This is a genomic window from Acinetobacter bereziniae (genome assembly GCF_016576965.1).
Classification (GTDB): domain Bacteria; phylum Pseudomonadota; class Gammaproteobacteria; order Pseudomonadales; family Moraxellaceae; genus Acinetobacter; species Acinetobacter bereziniae.
The window spans coordinates 1963953-1987642 of sequence record NZ_CP066119.1; the positions used below are offsets into that span (position 1 = coordinate 1963953).

General features: G+C 39.1%; 21 protein-coding genes. 12 read left to right on the forward strand and 9 right to left on the reverse strand.

Going from position 1 to position 23690, the window contains the following annotated elements; genetic code table 11:
- Positions 1 to 2 precede the first annotated feature (2 nt).
- From I9192_RS09100 to I9192_RS09130, 7 genes are all read left to right on the forward strand, one after another.
- The gene (locus I9192_RS09100; protein WP_005029533.1) at positions 3 to 3098 is read left to right on the forward strand and encodes an efflux RND transporter permease subunit; all 3096 of its coding nucleotides are present in this window, start codon (positions 3 to 5) and stop codon (positions 3096 to 3098) included.
- Entirely contained in the window at positions 3095 to 6199 is a 3105-nt protein-coding gene (locus I9192_RS09105; RefSeq protein WP_005029531.1) for an efflux RND transporter permease subunit, read from the forward strand. Before I9192_RS09100 ends, I9192_RS09105 begins: the two co-directional genes overlap by 4 nt.
- A gap of 10 nt (positions 6200 to 6209) precedes the next feature.
- Positions 6210 to 7607: an efflux transporter outer membrane subunit gene (locus I9192_RS09110; protein ID WP_005029529.1), complete on the forward strand. Its 1398-nt coding sequence runs from the start codon at positions 6210 to 6212 to the stop codon at positions 7605 to 7607.
- 334 nt (positions 7608 to 7941) lie between these two features.
- A complete protein-coding gene (locus I9192_RS09115) occupies positions 7942 to 8133 on the forward strand; it encodes a hypothetical protein (RefSeq protein WP_005029527.1) in 192 nt (63 codons plus the stop codon).
- Between the two features lie 312 nt (positions 8134 to 8445).
- The gene (locus I9192_RS09120; protein WP_005029525.1) at positions 8446 to 9765 is read left to right on the forward strand and encodes an NCS2 family permease; all 1320 of its coding nucleotides are present in this window, start codon (positions 8446 to 8448) and stop codon (positions 9763 to 9765) included.
- A gap of 119 nt (positions 9766 to 9884) precedes the next feature.
- On the forward strand, positions 9885 to 10886 hold the full coding sequence (locus I9192_RS09125; protein WP_042089885.1) for an adenosine deaminase: 1002 nt from the start codon (positions 9885 to 9887) through the stop codon (positions 10884 to 10886).
- 68 nt (positions 10887 to 10954) lie between these two features.
- Entirely contained in the window at positions 10955 to 11305 is a 351-nt protein-coding gene (locus tag I9192_RS09130) for a hypothetical protein (protein ID WP_005029519.1), read from the forward strand.
- A 258-nt stretch (positions 11306 to 11563) separates the two neighbouring features.
- Here I9192_RS09130 and I9192_RS09135 read toward each other — a convergent pair whose 3' ends face one another.
- Positions 11564 to 12115: a cytochrome b gene (locus tag I9192_RS09135; protein WP_005029516.1), complete on the reverse strand. Its 552-nt coding sequence runs from the start codon at positions 12113 to 12115 to the stop codon at positions 11564 to 11566.
- Positions 12116 to 12336: 221 nt separating this feature from the next.
- On the opposite strand from I9192_RS09135, the gene I9192_RS09140 reads away from it, so the two are divergent.
- Both I9192_RS09140 and rnhB read left to right on the forward strand, forming a co-directional pair.
- A complete protein-coding gene (locus I9192_RS09140) occupies positions 12337 to 12717 on the forward strand; it encodes a hypothetical protein (protein WP_005029514.1) in 381 nt (126 codons plus the stop codon).
- Positions 12718 to 12774: 57 nt separating this feature from the next.
- Complete coding sequence (rnhB, locus tag I9192_RS09145) at positions 12775 to 13344, forward strand: ribonuclease HII (RefSeq protein ID WP_005029513.1); 570 nt, start codon at positions 12775 to 12777, stop codon at positions 13342 to 13344.
- An 80-nt stretch (positions 13345 to 13424) separates the two neighbouring features.
- Here the strand turns inward: rnhB and csrA are convergent, their stop codons facing one another.
- The 5 genes from csrA to I9192_RS09170 all read right to left on the reverse strand — a co-directional run bounded on the left by csrA (position 13425) and on the right by I9192_RS09170 (position 19827).
- On the reverse strand, positions 13425 to 13676 hold the full coding sequence (gene csrA, locus I9192_RS09150; RefSeq protein ID WP_004721174.1) for a carbon storage regulator CsrA: 252 nt from the start codon (positions 13674 to 13676) through the stop codon (positions 13425 to 13427).
- A 243-nt stretch (positions 13677 to 13919) separates the two neighbouring features.
- Positions 13920 to 15200, reverse strand: a complete 1281-nt coding sequence (locus I9192_RS09155) for an aspartate kinase (protein ID WP_005029511.1) — start codon at positions 15198 to 15200, stop codon at positions 13920 to 13922.
- Positions 15201 to 15263: 63 nt separating this feature from the next.
- Positions 15264 to 17957, reverse strand: a complete 2694-nt coding sequence (alaS, locus tag I9192_RS09160) for an alanine--tRNA ligase (RefSeq protein WP_167539460.1) — start codon at positions 17955 to 17957, stop codon at positions 15264 to 15266.
- A gap of 245 nt (positions 17958 to 18202) precedes the next feature.
- Entirely contained in the window at positions 18203 to 18979 is a 777-nt protein-coding gene (locus I9192_RS09165; RefSeq protein WP_005029507.1) for a PA3715 family protein, read from the reverse strand.
- Positions 18980 to 19008: 29 nt separating this feature from the next.
- A complete protein-coding gene (locus I9192_RS09170; RefSeq protein WP_005029505.1) occupies positions 19009 to 19827 on the reverse strand; it encodes a PA3715 family protein in 819 nt (272 codons plus the stop codon).
- Positions 19828 to 19964: 137 nt separating this feature from the next.
- On the opposite strand from I9192_RS09170, the gene I9192_RS09175 reads away from it, so the two are divergent.
- Together I9192_RS09175 and I9192_RS09180 are read left to right on the forward strand one after the other, a co-directional pair.
- A complete protein-coding gene (locus tag I9192_RS09175; RefSeq protein WP_005029503.1) occupies positions 19965 to 20987 on the forward strand; it encodes a type I glyceraldehyde-3-phosphate dehydrogenase in 1023 nt (340 codons plus the stop codon).
- A 119-nt stretch (positions 20988 to 21106) separates the two neighbouring features.
- Positions 21107 to 21403 carry a hypothetical protein gene (locus I9192_RS09180; protein WP_005029501.1) on the forward strand — a complete coding sequence of 99 codons (297 nt, stop codon included), beginning with the start codon at positions 21107 to 21109 and terminating at the stop codon, positions 21401 to 21403.
- Between the two features lie 58 nt (positions 21404 to 21461).
- On the opposite strand, the gene I9192_RS09185 is transcribed toward I9192_RS09180, so the two are convergent.
- Positions 21462 to 21761: an AzlD family protein gene (locus I9192_RS09185; RefSeq protein WP_004831172.1), complete on the reverse strand. Its 300-nt coding sequence runs from the start codon at positions 21759 to 21761 to the stop codon at positions 21462 to 21464.
- Positions 21758 to 22501 carry an AzlC family ABC transporter permease gene (locus I9192_RS09190; RefSeq protein ID WP_005029499.1) on the reverse strand — a complete coding sequence of 248 codons (744 nt, stop codon included), beginning with the start codon at positions 22499 to 22501 and terminating at the stop codon, positions 21758 to 21760. Before I9192_RS09190 ends, I9192_RS09185 begins: the two co-directional genes overlap by 4 nt.
- Before the next feature lie 149 nt (positions 22502 to 22650).
- Here I9192_RS09190 and I9192_RS09195 point away from each other — a divergent pair, with 149 nt between their 5' ends.
- Entirely contained in the window at positions 22651 to 23112 is a 462-nt protein-coding gene (locus I9192_RS09195; RefSeq protein WP_004831170.1) for an Lrp/AsnC family transcriptional regulator, read from the forward strand.
- Positions 23113 to 23115: 3 nt separating this feature from the next.
- Here the strand turns inward: I9192_RS09195 and I9192_RS09200 are convergent, their stop codons facing one another.
- A complete protein-coding gene (locus I9192_RS09200) occupies positions 23116 to 23682 on the reverse strand; it encodes an RNA 2'-phosphotransferase (RefSeq protein WP_005029497.1) in 567 nt (188 codons plus the stop codon).
- Between the last annotated feature and the right edge of the window lie 8 nt (positions 23683 to 23690).

Sequence of the window (23690 nt, forward strand, 5' to 3'; positions counted from 1 at the left end):
TCATGAATATTTCACGATTCTTTATTTTACGTCCAGTCGCTACGACGCTGTTAATGCTTGCCTTGTTATTCAGTGGTTTCTTAGTTTGGCGTTTGCTCCCTGTATCTGCTTTGCCACAAGTCGATTATCCGATTATTCAGGTATATACCTTTCAACCCGGTGCAAATCCCGATACGGTGCAAAGAACCATTACCGCGCCACTTGAACGTGAAATGGGGAAAATTGCAGGGTTGAAACAGATGTCGTCCAGTAGTTCTGTTGGTGCGTCGGTAATTACTTTACAGTTTGAACTCAGTGCGGAATTGGGTGTAGTTGAGCAAGAAGTGCAGTCCGCACTCAGTACAGCCAGCAATAAGTTACCCAGTGATCTGCCCACACCGCCTGTGTATCGCAAGGTTAATCCTGCCGATGTTCCAGTGATTACTTTGGCCATTAGTTCTGATACTTTGCCTTTAACTACAGTCTATGACATGGTTGATACACGTGTTGCTCAGAAACTTTCACAACTGACTGGTGTGGGCATGGTCAGTCTTGCAGGTGGGCAAAGACCTGCAATACGGGTACAAATGAATCCAGCAGCGCTTGCTTCTTATAAAATGAGTGCAGAGCAAGTACGAACAGCGATTCAGTCAGCCAATGCCAATCAACCAAAAGGCAGTTTTGATGGTCCTTTTCGAACCACAATGTTGGATGCCAATGACCAGATTCGCTCAATTCACGATTATGAAAATTTAATTTTGCGATGGAATAACGGCGCACCGATACGTTTAAAAGATGTGGCAAAGATCATAGAAGGTAGTGAAGATCGTTATATGGCAGCTTGGGCAGACAGCCAGTCAGCGATTTTGGTGAATATTCAACGCCAACCGAATGCCAATGTGATTCAGGTTGCTGATCAAATTAAGCAGGTATTGCCTGAATTACAAAAGAATTTGCCTGAAAACGTTAAAATTCGGGTTTTAACAGATCGTACGGAAAGTATTCGAAGCTCAATTCGCGATGTACAAAAAGAATTGGTTTTTGCTGTTTGTCTTGTGGTCATGGTGACCTTTCTGTTTTTAAAGAATTTATCTGCAACCATCATTCCAAGTATTGCTGTACCGCTTTCAATTATTGGTACTTTTGTGGTGATGTATTTTCTAGGTTTCTCTGTTAATAATCTGACCTTAATGGCACTGACGATTGCGACGGGTTTTGTGGTCGATGATGCGATTGTGATGCTGGAAAATATTGCACGGCACCGAGAGTCTGGAGAAAATTTATTACAAGCAGCATTGAAAGGTGCTCGAGAAATTGGCTTTACTCTTATATCTTTGACAGTCTCATTGATCGCAGTACTGATTCCATTACTGTTTATGGGCGACGTCGTTGGGCGCTTATTCCATGAGTTCGCAGTCACTTTGGCCGCAGCAATCGCAATTTCTTTGGTGGTGTCTTTAACATTAACACCGATGATGTGCGCCTATTTACTCAAAAATACTCAGCTTGTAACTTCAAAAAAGTCTTGGAGCTTAGATCAAGTTATTGATTATTATGCTAAAGGGTTGGCGTGGGTTTTTCGCCATCAACCCCTGACCTTAGTCGTAATGTTGAGTACAGTATTGCTGGCAGGATTCTTATATTGGGCGATTCCCAAAGGATTTTTCCCAGTGCAGGACAGTGGGGTGATTCAAGTCGTAACTGAAGCACCAGATGATATTTCATTCCAAGCCATGAGTGAACGTCAGCAAAAACTTGCCAGTCAAATTCTCAAAGATCCTGCGGTTGAAAGTTTATCTTCATTTATTGGGGTAGATGCCAATAATCCGAAACTGAGCAATGGGCGTATTTTAATTAACCTAAAGCCACATGCTGAGCGTGATGATGCTGATCTGGTGATGTCCCGTTTGCGTAAACAAATGAGTCAAGTTCAAGGTATTTATGGATGGATACAACCTGTACAGGAGTTGAGTATTGAAGACAAAATTAGTCGGACTCAATATCAACTCAGCTTAAGTGCAACACAAGCTTCAGACTTAGAAAAATGGACGCCTCTATTGGTAGATGCATTGGCACAACGTTCTGAATTTGCAGATGTCACCAGTGAGGGGAGTGGACAAGGTTTACAGGCATTTATTGAGGTCAATCGAGATGCTGCATCTCGTTTAGGTTTAAGCGTTGAAGATATTAGTTTGGCTTTACAGAATTTATTTGCCCAACGTCAGATTGCGACACTGTATACCCAATCAAATCAGTATCGTATTGTCTTAGAGCTCAATCCTGATTTGACACAAGGTTTGGATCATTTAGGGCAAACTTATATTCATAATGGTAATGGTGAACCCATATTACTCAGTACTGTTGCTACGATTGTTCAAAAAAGAGTGCCGACTATTTTACAACAACAAGCACAATTTCCTGCCAGTGGTGTGTCTTTTAATCTTGCTTCAGGTGTGGCATTGGGAGATGCAATTAAAACCATTCATGAAGTGGAACGACAGCTCAATTTGCCTATCGATGTGAAGTTGAAATTACAAGGTGCGGCGGCAGCATTTGAAAATGCCCAACAACATACATTTTGGCTGGTCATCGCCGCGATTGTCACGATGTATATTGTTTTGGGGATTTTATATGAAAGTTTTATTCATCCCATTACCATTCTTTCAACATTACCCTCTGCTGCAATCGGTGCTTTAGTGGCTTTGTTTTTGGTACAACGACCGTTGGATATGATTGCATTGATCGGAATCATCCTATTAATTGGTCTGGTCAAGAAAAACGGCATCATGATGGTCGATTTTGCTTTGGCTGCGCAAAGGAATGAAGGCTTGACACCGCAGCAGGCGATTTATCAAGCAGCATTAATGCGCTTTCGTCCGATTTTAATGACCACACTTGCAGCATTGGTCGGAGCGATTCCACTCATGTTGGCTTCGGGCGCTGGTGCAGAATCACGCCAACCACTCGGCATCGTGATGGTCGGTGGTTTGATTGTTAGTCAGTTACTCACCTTATTTACAACACCCGTGGTTTATTTATTCTTTGATCGATTGCAACAATCTTTTTCAAAATCTGAGTCATCAACAATAACGGCAAATGAAGTAGGGAGAGAGTCTTGAAGGTGCTCTCAAACTTTATTCATCGACCCGTTGCCAGCATATTGTTGGGTATAGCAATTGTATTGTTGGGCATATTGGCTTATTTCCGCTTGCCAGTGGCAGCTCTACCGCAAGCTGATATCCCCACAATTGTTGTGCGAGCCAGTTTACCGGGAGCAAGTCCAGAAAGTATGTCTGCAACAGTGGCAACTCCTTTGGAACGAGCCATGATGGGCGTGTCAGGGGTTAAAGCCATTAACTCTTCAAGTAGTCAAGGTTCAAGTCAAGTGGTTTTGCATTTTGCTTTGGATACGGACATTAATGAAGCTGCTCGAGAAGTACAAGCAGCGATTAATGCTGCTATGTCACAGCTTCCTTCTGGTATGCCTAGCCCACCTGAATATTTTAAAATTAATCCAAGTCAAAGCCCGATTCTTTATTTGGCATTGAGTTCAAAGCATTTATCTGCTGGAAAACTCTATGAGATTGCTGCGAATCAATTACAACCGAATCTTGCTCAAGTCAGTGGTGTTGGTGAAGTTGCCATTGATGGTGCTTCTATGCCTGCGGTGAGAGTGACACTTAACCCGAATGCTTTGATTGCTCAAGGGATCTCTTTGGAGCAAGTTCGTGAAGCGATTGTTCAGGCAAATCGAACACAGGCATTGGGTGTCATAGAGACTGAAAAATTACGATGGCAGGTCGCACTTTCAAATGACTTAAAAACTGCACAAGACTTTGCTGATTTGGTGGTTTATCGAAATGCGCAGACATTGGTTCATTTAAAAGACGTTGCAGAGGTACAAGACTCCGTTGAAAATCGTTATGTCAGTGGTTTTCATAATGGTCAACCTGCTGTGATTATTAAAATCAGCCGTCAACCCAATGCCAATACTGTTGCGACCATTGAAAAAATAAAAGAAAAGATACCTGAATTAAATGCCTTAATTGCTGCGGACGCTCAACTCATCACCGTGATGGATGGATCAGAGATTATTCGAGCCAGTCTTGATGAAGCACGTGATACTTTATTATTTTCCATGTTTTTGGTGATCGTCGTCGTCGCATTGATGTTGGGACGTTTACAAAGTGCAATTGTGCCCAGTATTGCCTTGGTCGTGACTTTGATTGGCGCATGTAGCTTGATTTATCTCGCAGGTTTTTCACTGAATAATTTGTCGATCATGGCTGTGATTGTGGCAATCGGATTGGTTGTGGACGATGCCATTGTCGTCTTAGAAAATATTGAGCGTCATATTGAACAAGGTGAACAGCCTGTTCAAGCTGCAATTAAAGGTATCAGCGAAGTTGGGGCGACTTTGGTGGCAATGAACTTAGCTTTGGTAGTGATTTTTATTTCCGTACTATTTATGGGCGGTGTGATTGAACGATTGTTTAGAGAGTTCTCTTTAACTTTAGTGTTTATTGTCATTTTATCTGTATTGGTGTCATTGGTTCTCACCCCCAGTTTGTCTGCACGGACACTTAAACCCCTTAAAAGTTATCAGCATCAAGCTTTGTACCAGTTTAGCCATCGTACAACACAATATTTAACTCAGCTCTATTTGCGCTCCCTGAAATGGATGATTGGACATGCCTATATTGCAATTCTATTGTGGATTGGGGCAATTGGGGCATCCGCATATCTTTACCAGAATTTATCGAAACGGGTGCTACCTGAGCAAGATACAGGTCGTGTAGATGCCTTTATACGTGGTGATGATGGATTCTCTTTTCAGATTATGCAGCCGAAAATTGCCAGTTTCAGTCAAAGTGTATTAAAAGACCCAGCCGTAAAAGATGTCATTGGGACTTCAGGCGGAGCAGGAGGAACCACAAACTCTTTTCTCATGGTGAGTTTAAAACCAAAAGCCGAGCGTGGTGGAAAATCTTCACATGAAATTGTTGAGCGACTTAAGCAAAATGCACCTTGGCAAGCTGGGGCAATTTTCTCGGCACGTGTTAAGCAAGAGTTAGAACTAGATGATCCATTTTCAAGCGGGAGTGGCCAAGATTATATGTTGCTTCTGCAATCTGACAATGTTGCCTTATTACGCCAATGGGTGCCCAAAGTTGCGCAGGCCATGCAAAAACTTCCTGAACTTGAGGAAGTTGAAAGCATGGGAGATGAAGGCGCTCAGCATGTCACATTAGATATAGATCGTGAAGCTGCTCGTCGTTTGGGTGTAGAGATTGAAAATATATCGAGTGTATTGAATAACTCATTTTCACAACGTCAGATTTCAACCATTTATGATCAAAATCAACAATTTCATGTGGTGATGGAAGTCGATAAGCATTTTACTGAGCATCCAGAAGCTTTGGCGAATGTGCGTATACCAAATCAACAGGGTGCATCGGTACCATTGAGTAATTTTGCCAAATGGTCATATGGGATTAGTAATGATCGAGTATATCGCCGTAATCAGTTTGCAGCGATGGGTATCGGTTATGTGGTGAAACAAGGTTACAGTTATGAACAGGCCGATGCTGCGATACGATCTGTTTTGCCTGAAGTGATGTTGCCCAATGAAATATTTATGACCACGGATAAAGATGTAGAAGCAGAAAGTTTACAAGGTGGCTTAAGCACAGCATGGTTAATTTTGGTGGTGATACTCCTGATTTATATTCTATTGGGGATTACTTATGAGAGTGTTGTTCATCCCTTAACTATTTTATCTACCATCCCAGCTGTGGCATTGGGAGCGCTATTTACCCTATGGTTATTTGATTTCCAATTTACCCTCATTGCACTTTTAGGCATGTTTTTGTTGATAGGTATCGTGGTGAAAAATGCCATCCTTTTAATTGATTTTACTTTGCTTGAACGGCGTCAAGGTAAGTCCGCATACCAATCTGTGTTGTCTGCTGCAAGCTTGCGTTTTCGTCCGATTTTAATGACCAATAGCGCAGCATTACTTGGCGCGATTCCTTTGGCACTTAGCTGGGCTGAAGGGGCTGAGTTACGCCAACCTTTAGGTGTTGTCATTGTGGGTGGATTAGCACTGGGTCAGTTATTCACCTTATATAGCACACCTGTCTTATATTTAGCTTTGGAAAAATGCGCAGAATTTTGCGCAAGATTGAAGCGCAGCCATATCGTTCAGTCTGGTCAATAGGAACTATAACATGCAAAATTTAATCAAAAAAAATGTGATCAGTCTAAGTTGTATGTTGTTCCTGACAGCATGTCAATTAACCAAAGTTTGGCATCCACCGCAATATCAAGTGCCAATTATTCAAGCAGATCAGCACTATAAATATTCAACTTTAAACTGGAAACAAACCAAAAATTTAAAAATACACTCAATTGCATGGTGGGAGATTTATCATGATTCAACCTTGAATCAATTGATGCAACAACTCAATCTCGAAAATTTGGATTTAAAACAGGCTGAAGCACGATATCTGCAAGCTGCCGCATTACTCAACCAACAGTATGCGCAACGTTCAGCAAAGTTAACCGTAGAGGGTGGAGTAAATCGTCAAGCAACCAAGCAAAGCTCAGCAAAAAATCAATGGTCTACGGGTATTCAAGTCAGTTGGATCCCAGATTTGTGGGGCAGAGTTGCAAAAGCGATTGAAGGGCAAAATGCAAATCTAGCCGCTTCTCAAGCAGACTTAGATGCTGTAAGACTCAATCAGCAATTATTAGCAACAGAGGCTTATTGGAATATACGGATATTGGATGCGCAGTTAGCGGTATTACAGCAAACCCAAAAAAGTTATTCACGATCTGTCGAGATTCTCAATAACCAATATCTTGCTGGAATGATCGCACGTGCAGATGTGATTCAAGCAGAAACACAGCGCAAACAAGTTGAAATTCAGCAGATTGAAATACAACGTGATCGTGATTTACAAGAAAATATTTTGGCTGTACTACAGGGCAAAACGGTTTCACAATTTCACATGGCTCGGCAGCAACAAACCTTTCAAATACCTGTTTTACCCACACAAATTCCTAGCCGTTTATTAATTCAGCGTCCAGATGTTCGACGTGCTGAACGAGAACTCGCAGCCACACATGCAGAACTTGGATTAGCGCAAACGGCTTGGCTACCTGATCTTAGTATCGGTATAAATGGCTCAGTCAATGCTCAAACTTTGAGTCAATTATTCCAAGCGCCACAATACTTATGGTCAACAGGTTTGCAAGCGACATCAATTATTTTTGATGGTGGTAAACGTAAAGCTGAAATTGAGCTTGCACAAGCACGTTATGCTGAAAAAACGGCGAATTATAAACAAACGGTTTTAACAGGATGGAAGGAAGTTGAAGATGCACTTCTACAATCTGCCAGTTTTAGGCAACAACAAAATGAACAAAGTCGTTTATTTGAATTAGCAAGAGAAAATGAACAAGTGGTCACTCGCCGTTATCAAGCAGGTATGGTGAGTTATTTAGAAGTGGTTACGGCACAAAATTTGCGCTTACAAGCAGAACAAGCAACTTTGGAATTAAAACAACGACAGTTAAACAATACAGCACAATTGATTGCAGCATCAGGCGGACAGATTAATTAAAAGCATTCATCAATGTTGATTATTGAATAATGCTTTGTGGTTTTTTTCTCGTATTGAGTCTTTTAGATTTTGCTATGCCGTGTATCATCAATGAAGATGTACACCTCCTTGATAGACGATGTGTAGGTTAATTTAAGCAAGTCTCAAACTTACCGCCCTAAACCGAATTTTGCTTTAATTGTTGTCATTTTAGGGTGTTTGGTCCATAAAAATGTACTGTTCAAGTGCGATATTTTAATAAATGTATCTTGATTCATTTTTTTAGATAAAAGTGTTATACAGTCACAAAATATATGTATAATCGCCGAAATTTATCACTTGACATGATTTAAAAATGGTAAAGCTCATAACTTTGACAGTCTTCGTTGGGATTTTATTTCTTGGTTATTTTACCTATGTGGATACGCAACAGAAAAAACAGCAAGAAATGCTGAATATCATTAAAGAAGCAAATTTAACCATTAAAAATGTTGAAGCGAACCCAAATAATCAGCGTATTTTAAAGGGCAATCATTCATCCATATAATCTCAAGAGTGGCTATGCTGATGTTCAAAAATTATCAGATCCGATGAAATGAACGGGGGAGGACGTTCAGTTTGATAAAATTATATAAACAGTATGATATAATTTGCGAAATATAACCGATCAAGTCCGTTTATACATTCTAGAATATTAAAGCTGCGCATTCGCAGCTTTTTTAATTCAAGTTTTTTATCGGAAATGTCATTTTGGTATGTTTATTGAATGCTTAACTACGGCTAAATTGATGCCATGTATCATTTACTCAATCAACTCGATTTTATCAACGAATAGCTCAAACTTAACAGGGGCTCAACAATGACGAATCCAAATCCTTCAGCGGGTTTGCTCGAACGCTTATTTAAATTAAGTGAAAACAAAACAACGTTTAGAACCGAAATACTTGCAGGTTTAACAACGTTTTTAACGATGTGTTATATCATCATTGTTAATCCATTGATTCTATCTGAGACAGGTATGGATCATGGTGCAGTATTTGTCGCAACATGTTTGGCAGCTGCAATTGGTTGTTTGGTTATGGGGGTGGTAGCGAACTATCCAATTGCGCTTGCACCAGGTATGGGGTTGAATGCGTATTTTACTTATTCAGTCTGCTTGGGAATGGGGGTTGAGTGGCAAACAGCATTGGCTGCTGTATTTGTTTCTGGATTGGTATTCATTGCAATTAGTATGTTTAAGATCCGAGAAGCCATTGTAAATGCCATTCCAATGTCATTGAAGTTTGCAATAGGGGGAGGAATTGGTTTATTCCTTGCGCTGGTTGCATTGAAAAACTCAGGCATTATTGTTGCGAATCAAGCAACGCTGGTTGGTTTAGGTGATTTAAAACAACCGACTGTTTTATTGACTTTGTTAGGCTTTTTCCTCACAGTCATTATGCATCACTATAAAGTTCGTGGTGCAATTATTATCAGCATTTTAGCAGTAACAGGAATTGCAACAGCGCTCGGCTTAAACGAGTTTAAGGGTGTTGTGGGTACAATTCCTTCAATTGCACCAACGTTCATGCAAATGAATTTTGAAAATTTATTTTCAGCAAGTTTGGTAGGCGTTATCTTTGTATTCTTCTTGGTTGATCTTTTTGACTCAACAGGCACATTGGTTGGTGTTTCACATCGTGCAGGTTTGTTAAAAGATGGTAAATTGCCACGTTTGAAAAAAGCATTGTTTGCAGACTCTACTGCAATTGTTGCAGGTGCTGCCTTAGGAACATCTTCAACGACACCTTATATTGAATCATCCGCAGGTGTTGCTGCTGGTGGTCGTACAGGTTTAACTGCTGTTGTTGTGGGTTTATTATTCCTTGCATGTTTATTCCTAGCACCGCTTGCTCAATCTGTTCCTGGTTTTGCAACAGCACCAGCATTATTATTTGTTGGTGTATTGATGATCCAAGGGATCACCAACATTGAATGGGATGACATTACCGAAGCTGTTCCAGCATTTTTGACCATCGTATTTATGCCTTTTGCCTACTCAATTGCAGATGGTATTGCAATGGGATTCATTAGCTATGCTTTGGTTAAACTGTTTACAGGTAAAGCTAGAACTGTACCTTATATGGTGTGGATCATTGCTGTGCTTTGGGTGATTAAATTCGTTGCATTTGGTGGCTAATATCCAGAAATGCGTAGAGGGTGTAAACTCATGTTTGCACCCTTTTTTATTTAATGTGTAGATATAAATCCAAGTGATTTGGATATTTTGATTTAATTTAAGAATTTTGAGGATATATCGTGAATAGGTTAGAACTCATCCGTGCTTTGCCAAAGGCGGAACTCCATGTACATATTGAAGGCACGTTCGAGCCAGAACTCATGTTTGCGATTGCTCAACGTAATCAGATTGATATTCCTTATAAATCTGTAGAGGAAGTCAAACAGGCATATAACTTCCATAACCTTCAATCATTTCTTGATATTTATTATGCAGGCGCGAATGTGCTGGTTAAGGAACAGGATTTCTATGATTTGGCTTGGGCGTATTTTGAGAAATGCGCAGAAGATCATGTGGTACATACCGAAATGTTCTTTGATCCACAAACACATACAGACCGTGGTGTAGCATTTGCAACGGTGATCAACGGTTTACAACGTGCATGTGATGATGCAAAAGCTAAGCTTGGGATTAGTTCACATTTGATTATGTGTTTCTTGCGTCATTTAAGTGAAGAAGCAGCTTTTGAAACCTTGGAACAGGCACTGCCATATAAAGATCAAATCATTGGTGTTGGTTTAGATTCAAGTGAAGTAGGGCATCCACCTGCTAAATTTGAACGTGTTTTTGCTAAAGCACGTGAAGCTGGATTTTTGGTTGTTGCACATGCTGGAGAAGAAGGTCCAGCTGAATATGTATGGGAAGCTTTAGATCTCCTCAAAGTTAATCGTATAGATCATGGGGTTCGTTCAGAAGAAGATCCTGTACTTATGCAACGTTTAATTGCTGAAAAAATGCCTTTAACGGTTTGCCCACTCAGTAATCTTAAACTATGTGTTGTCAATGATATGGCGCAGCATAATATCCAGCGCTTATTAGAGCAGGGTGTTCATGTGACTGTAAATTCAGATGATCCATCTTATTTTGGTGGATATATGAATGATAACTTTATATCAATTGCAGAAGCTTTGGATTTATCGACACAAGAATTAAAACAATTGGCAAAAAACTCATTTGATGCTGCTTTTATTTCTGCTGAAGAAAAGCAAAATTGGAATCATCAAATAGATGCATTAAGCTAAGTCAAGGTATATCCTAACCATATTAAAAACAGTGTGTGAGCACTGTTTTTTTTCATGAGGAAAATGATTTGAAACTTTTAACCGCATTGATGTTGATTTTACCCATCACTGTTGCTTGTGCGGATTCCAATAAAAGCATGACGCAACAAATGTTTAAGCCTTTGATAGAATTGCAATGTGCCAATGAATTAAAATCTTCAAAAATTTGGCAAGCTTCGGCTTTTCTATGGTCGAGCACCCAGCAAAACCAAGCGCAGGAGAAAATCTGTGCTTGCGTCAGTGATAATGCTTTAAATGATATTCCTGCTACAGAATTGCTTAAGGCGACCGTGAGCGAGTCGGCTAAAGACAGTTTGGTTCAAAAGGCGGTTATGAACAGCTTGAAAGGTTGTGCAAAAGAAGCTTTAAATTATAGATGATATAGTCAATCTGTTGAAAAATTCATACAGTAGAATATCATTTCTCTTGATCAATAAAATTAAAGCGATCAATATATTGTTCGATGATATAAGCCTTGCACTGCCACGCTTTAGCTCTAGAGTTTAAATTGTTTTGCGTAGGCGATACTTTACTTTTCAGAGGATTCAAAAGTACAAAATAAATTTTAAAAAAGCACATCTGAATGATGTGCTTTTAAGTGCAAACAATTTTAATCTCAAATCATTGTATTTTGAGATTTAGCCCTGACGAGTCATGCTTTTTAAAACATTATCTTTATCAATAAAATGGTGTTTAAGCGCTGCAAGAATATGCCCGACCAGTAATAGCCCAGCTGCCCATGAAATATAAATATGCAGTGGTTTTACAATCGCAGTTAAATCAGGATTGTCTTGAACCAGTCTTGGAATCTCAAACAGATATAATACAGGAACAGGATGACCAGCACTCCAGCTAAATAAACAGCCTGTGATCGGTAAAGCCAAAAGCATGAAATAAAGACCGAGATGTCCCAGATGAGCCAAAGTTTTCATCAAAGGAGACATGGTTGCTGGGAGTTCTGGCACTGGGTGTGTATAACGCCAAAAAATTCGAATAATCACCAAAAAGATAATCACTGAAGCGATATTTTTGTGCAAGGTGATAACATCGCCTTTGAATGGACCATCGACATCATAGCTTAAAAAATTACCACTATAAAAACCAATCACCCATGCGGTGATAAAAATGATTGCCATGACCCAATGTAACCACTGTGCCGTCCTTGTATAGTATTGTGATTTTTGTTGCATGTTACATATTCCAATTTAATTTGATGCCTATGATATGGATTTTTACTACGGAAATCAGTTCCAAAAATTCAACGGATTGTTTTAAATTTGCAACGCTTAATGCAGAAAATGAGAAATAATTATCCATTTAATGGCAGAGCACAAGATTATTAGAATTTTTAGTTTAATCTCACTATAAGTTTAGGCAAAATATATTCTTTATTCGATAAACTGGAAAAATTGTGAAAAAAACTGCTGCCTTTATTGCACCTTTGATCTTGGCTTTGACTGCTTGTGCGACAACGGATTCAATGGATCCTACTGCAGCAGGGACAACGACACAGCAATTAGGTGCTGTAGTGATGAAAATTGCGATTAATGCAAAATGCACGACAGAATTAGAAAACTTACCTGCATGGAAAGTGGCAACACGAGTGATGACTACTGAACAAAAAAGCAATGTTCAAAGCCAAATTTGTGGTTGTGTGAGTGAAAAAGCACCACAAAGTGTCTCTGCTGTAGACTTAGCAACAGCGGCACTAGATCCTCAGGCGCGTGCAACGATTGTTTCCAATGCAGTAACAAAAACAATTAATGCCTGTGTTGCTGAAGCAATGAAATAATTGCCTAGAATTGTTTAAGGCTTTAATGATTTAGGTATGGATTTGATAGGAAAGACGATGTTAGTTGCTGGAGTTGATGAAGCGGGCAGAGGTCCATTGGTTGGATCTGTTGTTGCTGCAGCTGTTATTTTAGATCCAAATAATCCGATAGAAGGATTAAATGATTCAAAAAAACTGACTGAAAAGAAACGTGAAAAGTTGTTTATTGAGATTAAAGAAAAAGCACTTGCTTGGGCGATTGCCGAAGCAACACATCAAGAAATTGATGAGATTAACATTTTACAAGCTTCATTGTTGGCAATGCGACGTGCTGTAGAAGCATTAAAGCTTGTTCCTGAGCATGTATTGGTTGATGGGAACAAAGTCCCTAAAGGCTTAAACATGAGCTGTGACGCTGTGATAGGAGGTGATGCGTTACATGCTGAAATCAGTGCTGCCAGTATTTTGGCAAAAGTGACCCGTGATCATGAAATGGTAGATTTAGACAAGCAATATCCACAATTTGGTTTTGCAAAGCATAAAGGCTATCCTACAAAGGCACATTTTGATGCTATTGCAGAACACGGGGTTATTGATCAACACCGACGTAGTTATTCACCCGTAAAAAAAGCTTTAGGTCTTGAATAAGCACAAAGTTTTTTACCAGTGATTCAAATAAATTTAAAGCGGCTATATAAGCCGCTTTATATTTCAAAACATTTATAATCTTAACGATTATATGTGTTTTGCGAATTATCATCTTCAAAAGAAGGTTGATAATCTTGATCAATATGTTGCAAATGTTCGTGCATAGCACGTTCATGTTGAATACGTTGATAAATTTCTTCGCGATGTACAGAAACTTCTTTTGGTGCATTCACACCAATACGAACTTGATTGCCTTTAACACCAAGCACAGTAACACTGACTTGATCCCCAATCATCAAAGTTTCTCCGACACGGCGGGTCAGAATCAGCATGTTTATCTCCTTGCTTAAACGCTAAACCTGCGATGAATTTCTACAAAAATAGAAAACACAACTTTAAATAGCACCGATAATTTTAACAGAATAATGTGACAAGTTTTTCACTTTCTCACCCCTCCGTTGAAATTTTTTAAAACCTCAAAAACTAATATAACAGAGCCACTATAGAAAACACTATAGTGGCTCTGATTTTTTCTTGGTCAAAACAGCGAATAAGTTGCTATATTTGATCAAAAATTACGCACGCGCACTCGATTCGCCATGTTCACGGTCTAAACCGAACGCTGTGTGAAGAGAACGTACCGCAAGTTCTAAATAATTTTCTTCAATAATCACAGAAATTTTAATTTCAGATGTTGAGATCATTAAAATATTGATCCCTTCATCTGCAAGTGCTGTAAACATTTTACTCGCAACACCTGCGTGTGAACGCATACCCACGCCAACGATAGAAACCTTGACGATATCGTCACGTGTTGCAACTTCACGTGCGCCAATTGCTGTTGCAGTTTCTTCTAAAATTGCTTTTGCTTTTTTAAGTTCACCACGATTCACTGTAAATGTGAAATCAGTCGTACCGTCTTCTTCAACGTTTTGGATAATCATATCCACTTCGACGTTTGCAGCACCAACAGGCGATAAAATTTTTGAAGCAATACCTGGTTCATCAGGTACACCTAAAATAGTTAATTTAGCTTCGTCACGGTTAAATGCGATACCAGAAATAATTGGCTGTTCCATACTGTCTTCCGCTTCAGTGGTGATTAGTGTTCCGACATTCTTTTTAAAGTCTTCGTCGAATGCGCCATCATTGTCATTATCAAAGCTTGATAATACGCGTAAAGGCACTTGGTACTTACCTGCAAATTCAACTGAGCGAATTTGTAGAACTTTAGAACCAAGAGATGCCATTTCAAGCATTTCTTCAAATGAAATGCGATCAACTTTTTTGGCTTTAGGTGCAACACGTGGGTCAGTGGTATATACACCATCAACATCAGTATAAATTTGACACTCGTCTGCTTTCAAGGCAGCAGCCAATGCAACGCCAGATGTATCTGAGCCACCACGACCTAAAGTTGTTGTATTACCATCAGCATCAAAACCTTGGAAGCCAGCAACAACAATGACACGACCTGCATCTAAGTGACTGGTCATAACATCAGTATCAATTGCTTCAATACGTGCTTTGGTAAATGCGCTGTCGGTTTTAATCCCAACTTGGCGACCTGTAAGTGACTTAGCTTCAACACCAATTGAATTGAGCGCCATTGCTAACATTGAAATCGTTACCTGTTCACCCGTTGACACCATTTGGTCTAATTCACGAGGATCAGGGGTTTCGGTAATGGCTTTCGCTAAAGCCAATAAGCGGTTGGTTTCACCACTCATTGCTGATACAACCACTACAACCTTGTGGCCGTGGTCATGCCAACGCTTTACACGACGAGCAACATTTAAAATGCGCTCGGGAGTACCCATAGAAGTACCGCCATATTTTTGAACGATTAATGCCATAGTTGTTCCATATAAGCCATGACTCTAATTGGCATTAGAGTCAGTTACACAAAAGGTGAAGTTTTATTTTTGAGCAAGCCATGCAGTTAGATCTGTCATCACTTGTTCAAACTTCTCGTTTAGTGGCGCGCCACCTTGTGCTAAGTCAGGTTTACCACCACCTTTACCACCAAGCTCAGTTGCTAAGTGCTTAATGATGTCACCTGCTTTTAGATTTGCAGTGAAATCTTTTGCTACAGATGCGATCAGGCTCACTTTGTCGCCTTCAACACCTGCAAGCACAATTACTGCATTATCTAATTTAGATTTGACACTGTCATGAAGATGGCGAACTGACTTCGCATCTTGTCCTTGAACTGTGGCAATAAGTGTTTGACGACCAGCAATTTCCGTCACTTGATTGATCAAGTCAGAAGCTTGGAAGTTCGCCAATTTTTGATTCAATTGTTCGATTTGTTTTTGCAGTTGATGCGCATTTTCTACCGCAGCTTCAACTTTCTCAACAGTTTGGTCTTTTTGGGCTTTCAGCAGATCATTGATATGTAAAATATCGGCATCTACTTTTTGTACTACTTCCAGTGCTTTCGTGCCTGTGACAGCTTCAATACGACGTACACCCGCAGCAACACCACCTTCAGAAGTGATTTTGAATAAACCAATATCACCTGTACGTTTCACATGGATACCACCACACAGCTCAATCGAGAAATTTTTCTCATCTTTCAGTGAGCCCATAGACAGTACACGAACTTCATCGCCATACTTTTCACCAAACAACATCATTGCGCCTTTATCTTTGGCTGCTTCGATGCCGAGAAGTTCTGTAGATACAGCAGTATTGGCAATAACTTCAAGGTTCACTAAACGTTCAACTTGTTGCAGTTGTTCGAAGCTCACAGGTTGGTCATTGGCAAAGTCAAAACGCAAAAGATCAGAAGCGACCAATGAACCTTTTTGCTGAACATGTTCGCCTAAAATTTGACGCAATGCAGCATGTAAAAGGTGAGTGGCAGAGTGGTTACGTGCAGTCGCGTCACGGATATCAGCTTTCACAATAGCTTCAACGCTCTGTGTTGCTTTTAGACTGCCTACAGTCACAATACCTTGATGAACAAATGCATTACCTGATTTTTTGGTATCTTGAACTTCAAAAATACCGGTTTCATTTTTGAAGATACCTGTGTCACCAATTTGACCACCGCTTTCTGCATAGAATGGTGTTTGGTTCAGCACGATCAATGCTTCATCACCTTCAACGACTTCGTCAACTTGAACACCATCTTTATAGATCGCAACAATTTGTCCCTGACCTTGAGTTGCGTCATAGCCGTCAAACTGAGTTTCGCTGTCTACTTTTACAATGCTGTTGTAATCAACTGCAAATTTGCCTGCTTCACGTGCACGTTGACGCTGTGCAGCCATTTCAACTTCAAAACCTGCTTCATCAATTTCGAGTTCACGTTCACGTGCAATATCTGCAGTTAAGTCAGTTGGGAAGCCATAAGTATCGTAAAGTTTAAAGACAGTCTCACCTGGAATAATTTTACCTTTCAGGTTTGCTAATTCACTTTCAAGTAATTTCAAACCTTGTTCAAGTGTTTTTGCAAACAACTCTTCTTCACGAATCAAAGCATTTTCAATGACTTGGCGACGCTCAACCAATTCAGGATAAGCTTCACCCATCACATCAATGAGTGGTTGCAACATTTTGTAGAAGAAAGTACCTGTTGCGCCCATTTTATTACCATGGCGTACAGCACGACGAATAATACGACGCAACACATAACCACGTCCTTCATTGGATGGATTTACACCATCAGCAATCAAGAAACAGCATGAACGTGCATGATCTGCAACAACTTTAAGCGAAGCTGGGTATTCAATTGGTTTATTTTGAGTCTGAGCCTCAGCTTGAGCTTGGCTCATATCTACGCCGATGATTTCAGCTGCAGATTTCAATAAGTTTTGGAACAAGTCAATTTCGTAGTTTGAATTGACGTGTTGTAAAACAGCAGAAATACGCTCTAAGCCCATACCTGTATCGACAGATGGCGCAGGAAGATTGTGCAAGACGCCATCAGCAGTACGGTTAAACTGCATAAAGACGTTATTCCAAATTTCGATAAAACGGTCACCGTCTTCTTCAGGTGTGCCAGGTAAGCCACCCCAGATATGATCGCCATGATCAAAGAAAATTTCAGAGCAAGGACCACAAGGACCTGTATCACCCATCGCCCAGAAGTTATCAGATGCGTATTTCTCGCCTTTATTGTCACCAATACGGATGATACGGCTAGCATCTAGACCGATTTCTTTGTTCCAAATATCAAAAGCTTCGTCATCTGTATGATAAACAGTGGCATAGAGTTTGTCTTTTGGAAGTGCTAACCATTCTTCACCTGTTAGGAAATCCCAAGCAAAACGAATAGCATCATGCTTAAAGTAATCACCAAAAGAAAAGTTACCTAACATTTCAAAGAAAGTGTGGTGACGTGCTGTATAACCCACATTATCCAAGTCGTTATGCTTACCACCTGCACGTACACATTTTTGTGAAGTTGTTGCACGAACATAGTCGCGTTTTTCTAGACCAAGGAAACAATCCTTAAACTGATTCATGCCGGCATTGGTAAACAGCAGAGTAGGGTCATTGGCGGGTACAAGTGAGCTCGACGCGACACGTGTATGTCCTTGCGATTCAAAGTAACGCAAAAATGCTTCACGTATTTCAGCAGTAGTCATAAAACGAGTACTCACAACCAAGTCACTCCTCAATTTTCATATTGGCTAAAAGTGTGTCACTGAGTCTAATTTTATTGCTCAGTCTGCACACAGGCTTAATTTTTAAAAACGCCAAAGTATAACGGAAAATACACGCTCCACCAATGATTTTAAGGTGAATTATTGGTTTTTCTATACAATTGCGACTTTGGTCCAAATAGGTTTTAAATTCTACAAAATTTAAAATACCCCTACATTGTCATTACAACATTTAACGCAAATTAAAAAGGATCAATACTTAAAAAGTTATGATGCTGAAATTTATATACTTGACCATTAAATTTAAGCGTTTGTTGTTGCTTATATTGTTTTTTCACCGAAGTACAGGTTTTGTAGTTGGTTTTGGTCTGATTTTTGGTTTCTTTTAAAATGATGTCCTGTAAGCCATGTGTGATCTTATTTGATAAAATAAGGATGCGTCTGACTTCTGAATTACTGTTTTCTGAACAGTTTCCAATTCGTTCATAGCCGCTTTCATTCATGCTGATACCGCCAATTTCTTTAATGGGGTGTTTAGGATTAACTTTAAATAAAGTTAAATTACTGTGGCTATAAGTGAAACCACCTTGATGCGACGATGAGGTTTCAACACCCACGACATCAATATCCTTTAATGTTGAAAAACGGGTGGTATGTAGTTGTGCACCATCATAATGATCGGCATCTGAGTAAAAGGTTTCTGGTGCTTTATACTTTTGCAGAATTTTATGCTGAGAAGAATCAATTAGATATAAATTCAGATCATGTTCCATGTCATCATAAGATTTATAATCAATTGGCTGGCTAATGGCGATTAAGTGAATTCTTTGTGCATTGTCCAAATGGATACAGCTTTGATATGTTTCAGCATCTGTATTTGCAAAACGCTGATTGACCAATTTAAATTGTTCAATCAATTGTTGTTGCTGTTGTTCTGAGCAACGTTGATAGGGGGCTGCAAATAAGTTTACTGAAATGTAAACCAATGCCATGCCAAGGGAAATCTGAAATATTTTCATAGGCTCATCTCTAAAAGTTCAAAATCTAATTAAATTCCAAAGTCTAAAAATTTAAGATGTTTAAAACGATATTCTTTACCATCAAATTTCATGATATGACGTTGCTTTTTGACAATACGATGGGTACTACAATTTTTTTCGTCAAGTGTTATGCGCTCTGTTTTTTCAGTGAGTTGAATATCTGCTAAACCGTGACTGTTTTGTTTTAATGGGTGAAGTAATATTTGAGTCTCGATTTGTTGATTATTTTCACACATAGACGGTCTTTCGCTACCTGAGTAATTCGTCATAAATTTATCTAAAACCAATTGCAGTTGGTGATTGTTGATTTTGAATAACTTTATTTCACGTATTGTTTTGTCGATCCTGCCTAAATGCTTGTAGGTTAAAGCCAGACCAATAACGGGTGTGGCATAGTCTGTAGAAAAGTGATGAATATCAAATTGTAAGTTTTCATACTGACCGATATCTGAAGTAATCGTCATTGGATAATGATAGTGATTTAGAATTTTTTCAGATGTATTGTCAATTAAGTAAAGATTTAAGTCGTAATCTGGATACCCAGACGACAGAGGAAGTGGTTGACTAACTGCGATCAATTGCAGATTTTGATCCAGCTCGATACAGGTCTCAAATGTTGGATAACGTGTATCGCTGTGTTGTGATGAAATTAGGTTAAGTTGATCAAGCAATTGCTGAGTCTGTGTTTGGCTGCATCGTGAATAGGTATTTTGAATATTCATTTGTTGGGCATAACTGAAAGGAATCAATATAAAAATACATATCGCAATACAGCAAAAATAAAATAGATGCCGCATAAAAGTCATGGTGAGCAAAGATGAATACATTTTTTTATCCAATGATGTTTTAAATTCTATTGTTTTCGAAATTTTTCTTGCTAAAGTCAGCTATATATTAACAGTAGTGACCATAAATCTTATACCATATAACTGATTATGGTAGTTTGGCTGTAAAAGGACATCTGATGCAACGTGTGGCAATAAACGGATTCGGGCGGATTGGGCGAAATGTATTAAGAGCTTGGTTTGAAAATCCGAAGAACTTTCATTTTGAAATTGTTGCCATCAATGATATCGCAGACGTTGAAACATTGGTTCATTTATTTAAATATGACACCACTCACGGACGTTTCGATGGTGCAGTCAATATTGTTGAAGAAAATGGACAGCTTTATATGTCTATTGATGCTCGTCAGATAAAACTTAAAGTTCTGATTTTAAGACAAGAAAATCCAGCACTGTTGCCTTGGAAAGAATTGGATATTAATGTTGTTTTAGAGTGTACGGGTCTATTTCGTTCTAGAGCGGCTGCAACACAGCATTTAATTGCTGGGGCTAAGCGTGTCATTGTTGGTGCTGCACCATTTGATACTGTTGATGCTGCAATCGTATATGGTGTTAATCACCATGAAGTCAAAGCCTCTGACCAAATCATTTCCAGTGTGTCTTGTACCACACAGGCGTTGGTGCCATTGGTCAAAATTATTGATGATGCTTTTGGTATAGAAAGTGCTTTGATGACAGAAATTCACGCGGTTACAGCGGATCAATCGGTATTGGATCATGCTCATCGTGATTTGCGTCGTGCAAGAGCTTCGGGTCAAAACATAATTCCAACCACATCTTCAGCGCTGGGTGCATTGAAGCAAGTCATGCCAAAAATGGAAAATCGAATTGATGGTTTTTCAATTCGGGTACCGACCATTAATGTGGCTGCAATTGATTTAAGCTTTGTTGCAAAGTCAGCGATGACGACTCATTTGATTAATCAAACTTTGGTTCAAGCTGCAAAATATGATTATGCGGAAATTATGTCCGTGACAGATGAACTATTGGTTTCTAGTGATTTTAATCATTCACCTTATTCATTGATTGTTGATCTCACCCAAACACTTGTTGTAGGACAGCAGGCTAAGGTTTTTGCTTGGTATGATAATGAATGGGGCTATGCGAATCGCTTGCTTGATCTGTGTGAATCATTCTATTGAACATTCACTGATGCGTGTGTGATAACAATGCATTCAACACGATGAGAATTCATCACTTTTAACGTGCTGAAATAAAGATAAAATAATGATAGATCACATCTTATAATTGGGGAATGATGATGTTTTTTATGTATATCACTTTGGTGATTGTCTATTTAGCAATTATTTTTATGGTTTGGCAAATGGGGAAGTTGAATAAGCAAAATATCACTTTAATTGAGCGAACCAATCACCAAGAACATTTGATTCAATCACAGGAGAAACATCTTAAACAAACATTGCAAATTATGCAGGATTTAGCAAAAAAGATGCATGTACAACAAGAAGTCTTGGACAATACCTCAAATCGCTTGACTCAAGTTGAGTTTCAAAATGCTGAACTGATTAAAATACTTCAACAAAGTAAACAGCCTTAATTTGCTCAAGAACGTAGAGATGGATGGGCAAATCATGCTCTCAAACAGTTGAGATACTTTATGCGATCAAGTATCTCAACATCGCTGTGGCGACAATACTGATCATTACAGTAGGAAGTAAAGACAAATAACAAGCAGCCAGTATGGTTACAGCAATTGCAACTAAATTCGCTGGATGATCAGAAACAAAATATGGTGCGATGACAGAAACAAGTACGCAACCCGGAATGACTTGCAAAATCCGTGTGGTTCTTTTACTGAGCTGTCGATTTTTTAACAACAAATAGCCTAAAACTCTGGTTGAATATGTGGTCAATCCAACACATAGAATCGCGATAAAGGTGGTCATATGAATCATTCTTCATCTCCAATAAACAAGAAGGCAGCAATAATTCCTGAAATAGAACCCACCAAAACGTACCATCCTTTGGGTAAAAAGTAATAAGCCAAAGCGGCAGCGATGAGGCTAACCAACCAAGGTAATGCGGGTTTAAAGCCTTTCCACATTCCACGTAAAAGCACTAAGCATACAGCCGGAAAAGCCATGTCAAAACCAAATTTGGTAACATCTCCAAGAAAAGAGCCAATACCAACGCCAAGCGTGGTAAAGCTAACCCACATAACATAAAGTGCAAAGCAGAGTCCGATATAAAAGAACACACTAAAGCCTGCATAGGGATTTCGTGGATTTTGTTTGTGGGCATCGGTAATGCTTAAAGCCCAACTTTCATCACACATAAAAAATAACAAAGGCAAAGCTTTACGGTTGGGCAAGTGTCGAATATAAGGTGCTAAACTAGCGCCCATTAAAATATGGCGACTATTCACCAAAAACGTGATTAAGATAAGAAAAAGAAGTTGTGGTGGTTGGGTCCATACTTCAATAATGGCAAATTCTGAACCACCCGCAAAATTAAGTCCTGTAAGTAGAGGGACTTCTAAAGCAGAGAAACCTTTTTGAGCAGCTTGAGTTCCAAGTACCAAGGCAAAAGGGATAATCCCTAATAACATCGGAATGGATGTTTTAAGACCGCGTAAAAATTCTCTGAAATCAATAGAATCATTCAGTTCTGCTGCGGCGTTTTTAAAACTTAACATGAGAAGCTCAAAGTCGAAAATACGGTGTTTGTTTATTTTATGCCACTTGATAGGCTATTTTTCTCTAAATTTTCTGCTTGTAAAAGTTATTTTGCAATAATATTGCTGAAATATGTTATTTTTTAAATTTATATACTAAGACTGGTTTTATGAAATTAGACCAAACAGATCGTCGTATTTTGCGCGCTTTACAGCAAAACGGTAAGTTGCAGAATAATGAGTTAGCCGAGCAGATCGGATTATCCGCTTCCCCATGTTTAAGACGAGTAAAACAACTTGAAGATGAAGGGATCATTGACCGATATGTGGCTTTGGTAAACCCGCAAAAAGTCAATCTCAGTTTGACGGTGTTTGCTCGAATTTGGTTGAAAAGTCAGGATGAGCAAACCGTAAACCGTTTTATCGATTCAATTATGAATATTCCTCAGATCGTAGAGTGCCAATTGATGGCAGGCGATTGTGATTTTTTCTTACGTATCGTTGTTTCTGATTTAGAAGCTTATCGAAAGTTTCAAATCAATCATCTTAATAAAATATCAGGAATTCAGAATGTAAAAACTGAAATCCCTTTGCAAAAAATCAAACTAACCACGACTTTGCCATTGGATTAATGGTTAGTCGGAGTGTACGAATTGGCGTAAATATTTTACAGGAACATGTTCAGTGAGCCAAACGCCATTTTCTGCTTGATAAAAATGATAGCCATCTTGATGCATTTGTTGAGTATCAATCTGATAAATAAACACTTTGCCATGCCGTTTGCCAACTTGAGCCGCAGTAATTTGATCGGCGGACAAATGCACATGATGTCGTTCACCAGACATTAAACCTTGATCTAAAATACTGTCGACAAAGCGTGTTGCCGTACCATGAAAAAGTGTATTGGGTGGTGTGATAGCGATATAATCACGTTTAACTTGCGTACTAGAATGACCTTGTACTGCACGGATTTTGCAGTGATCATTTGAAAGCTGAAAACGTTTTTTATCACTGCTTTCAACAATTTGAATAAATGCATCTAATTTAAGAGGGTGGTGATGCTTAATCAATTGCTGTAAAAGTATCTGTACATCAGTCCAACCTTCGGAGTCTAGTTGGATTCCAATGGTTTCTGGTTGATGTCTAAGTACTAAGCTGAGAAACTTACTGTGTTGTTGCTGATTTTTTTCTTGAGATTTCATTGGTTTAT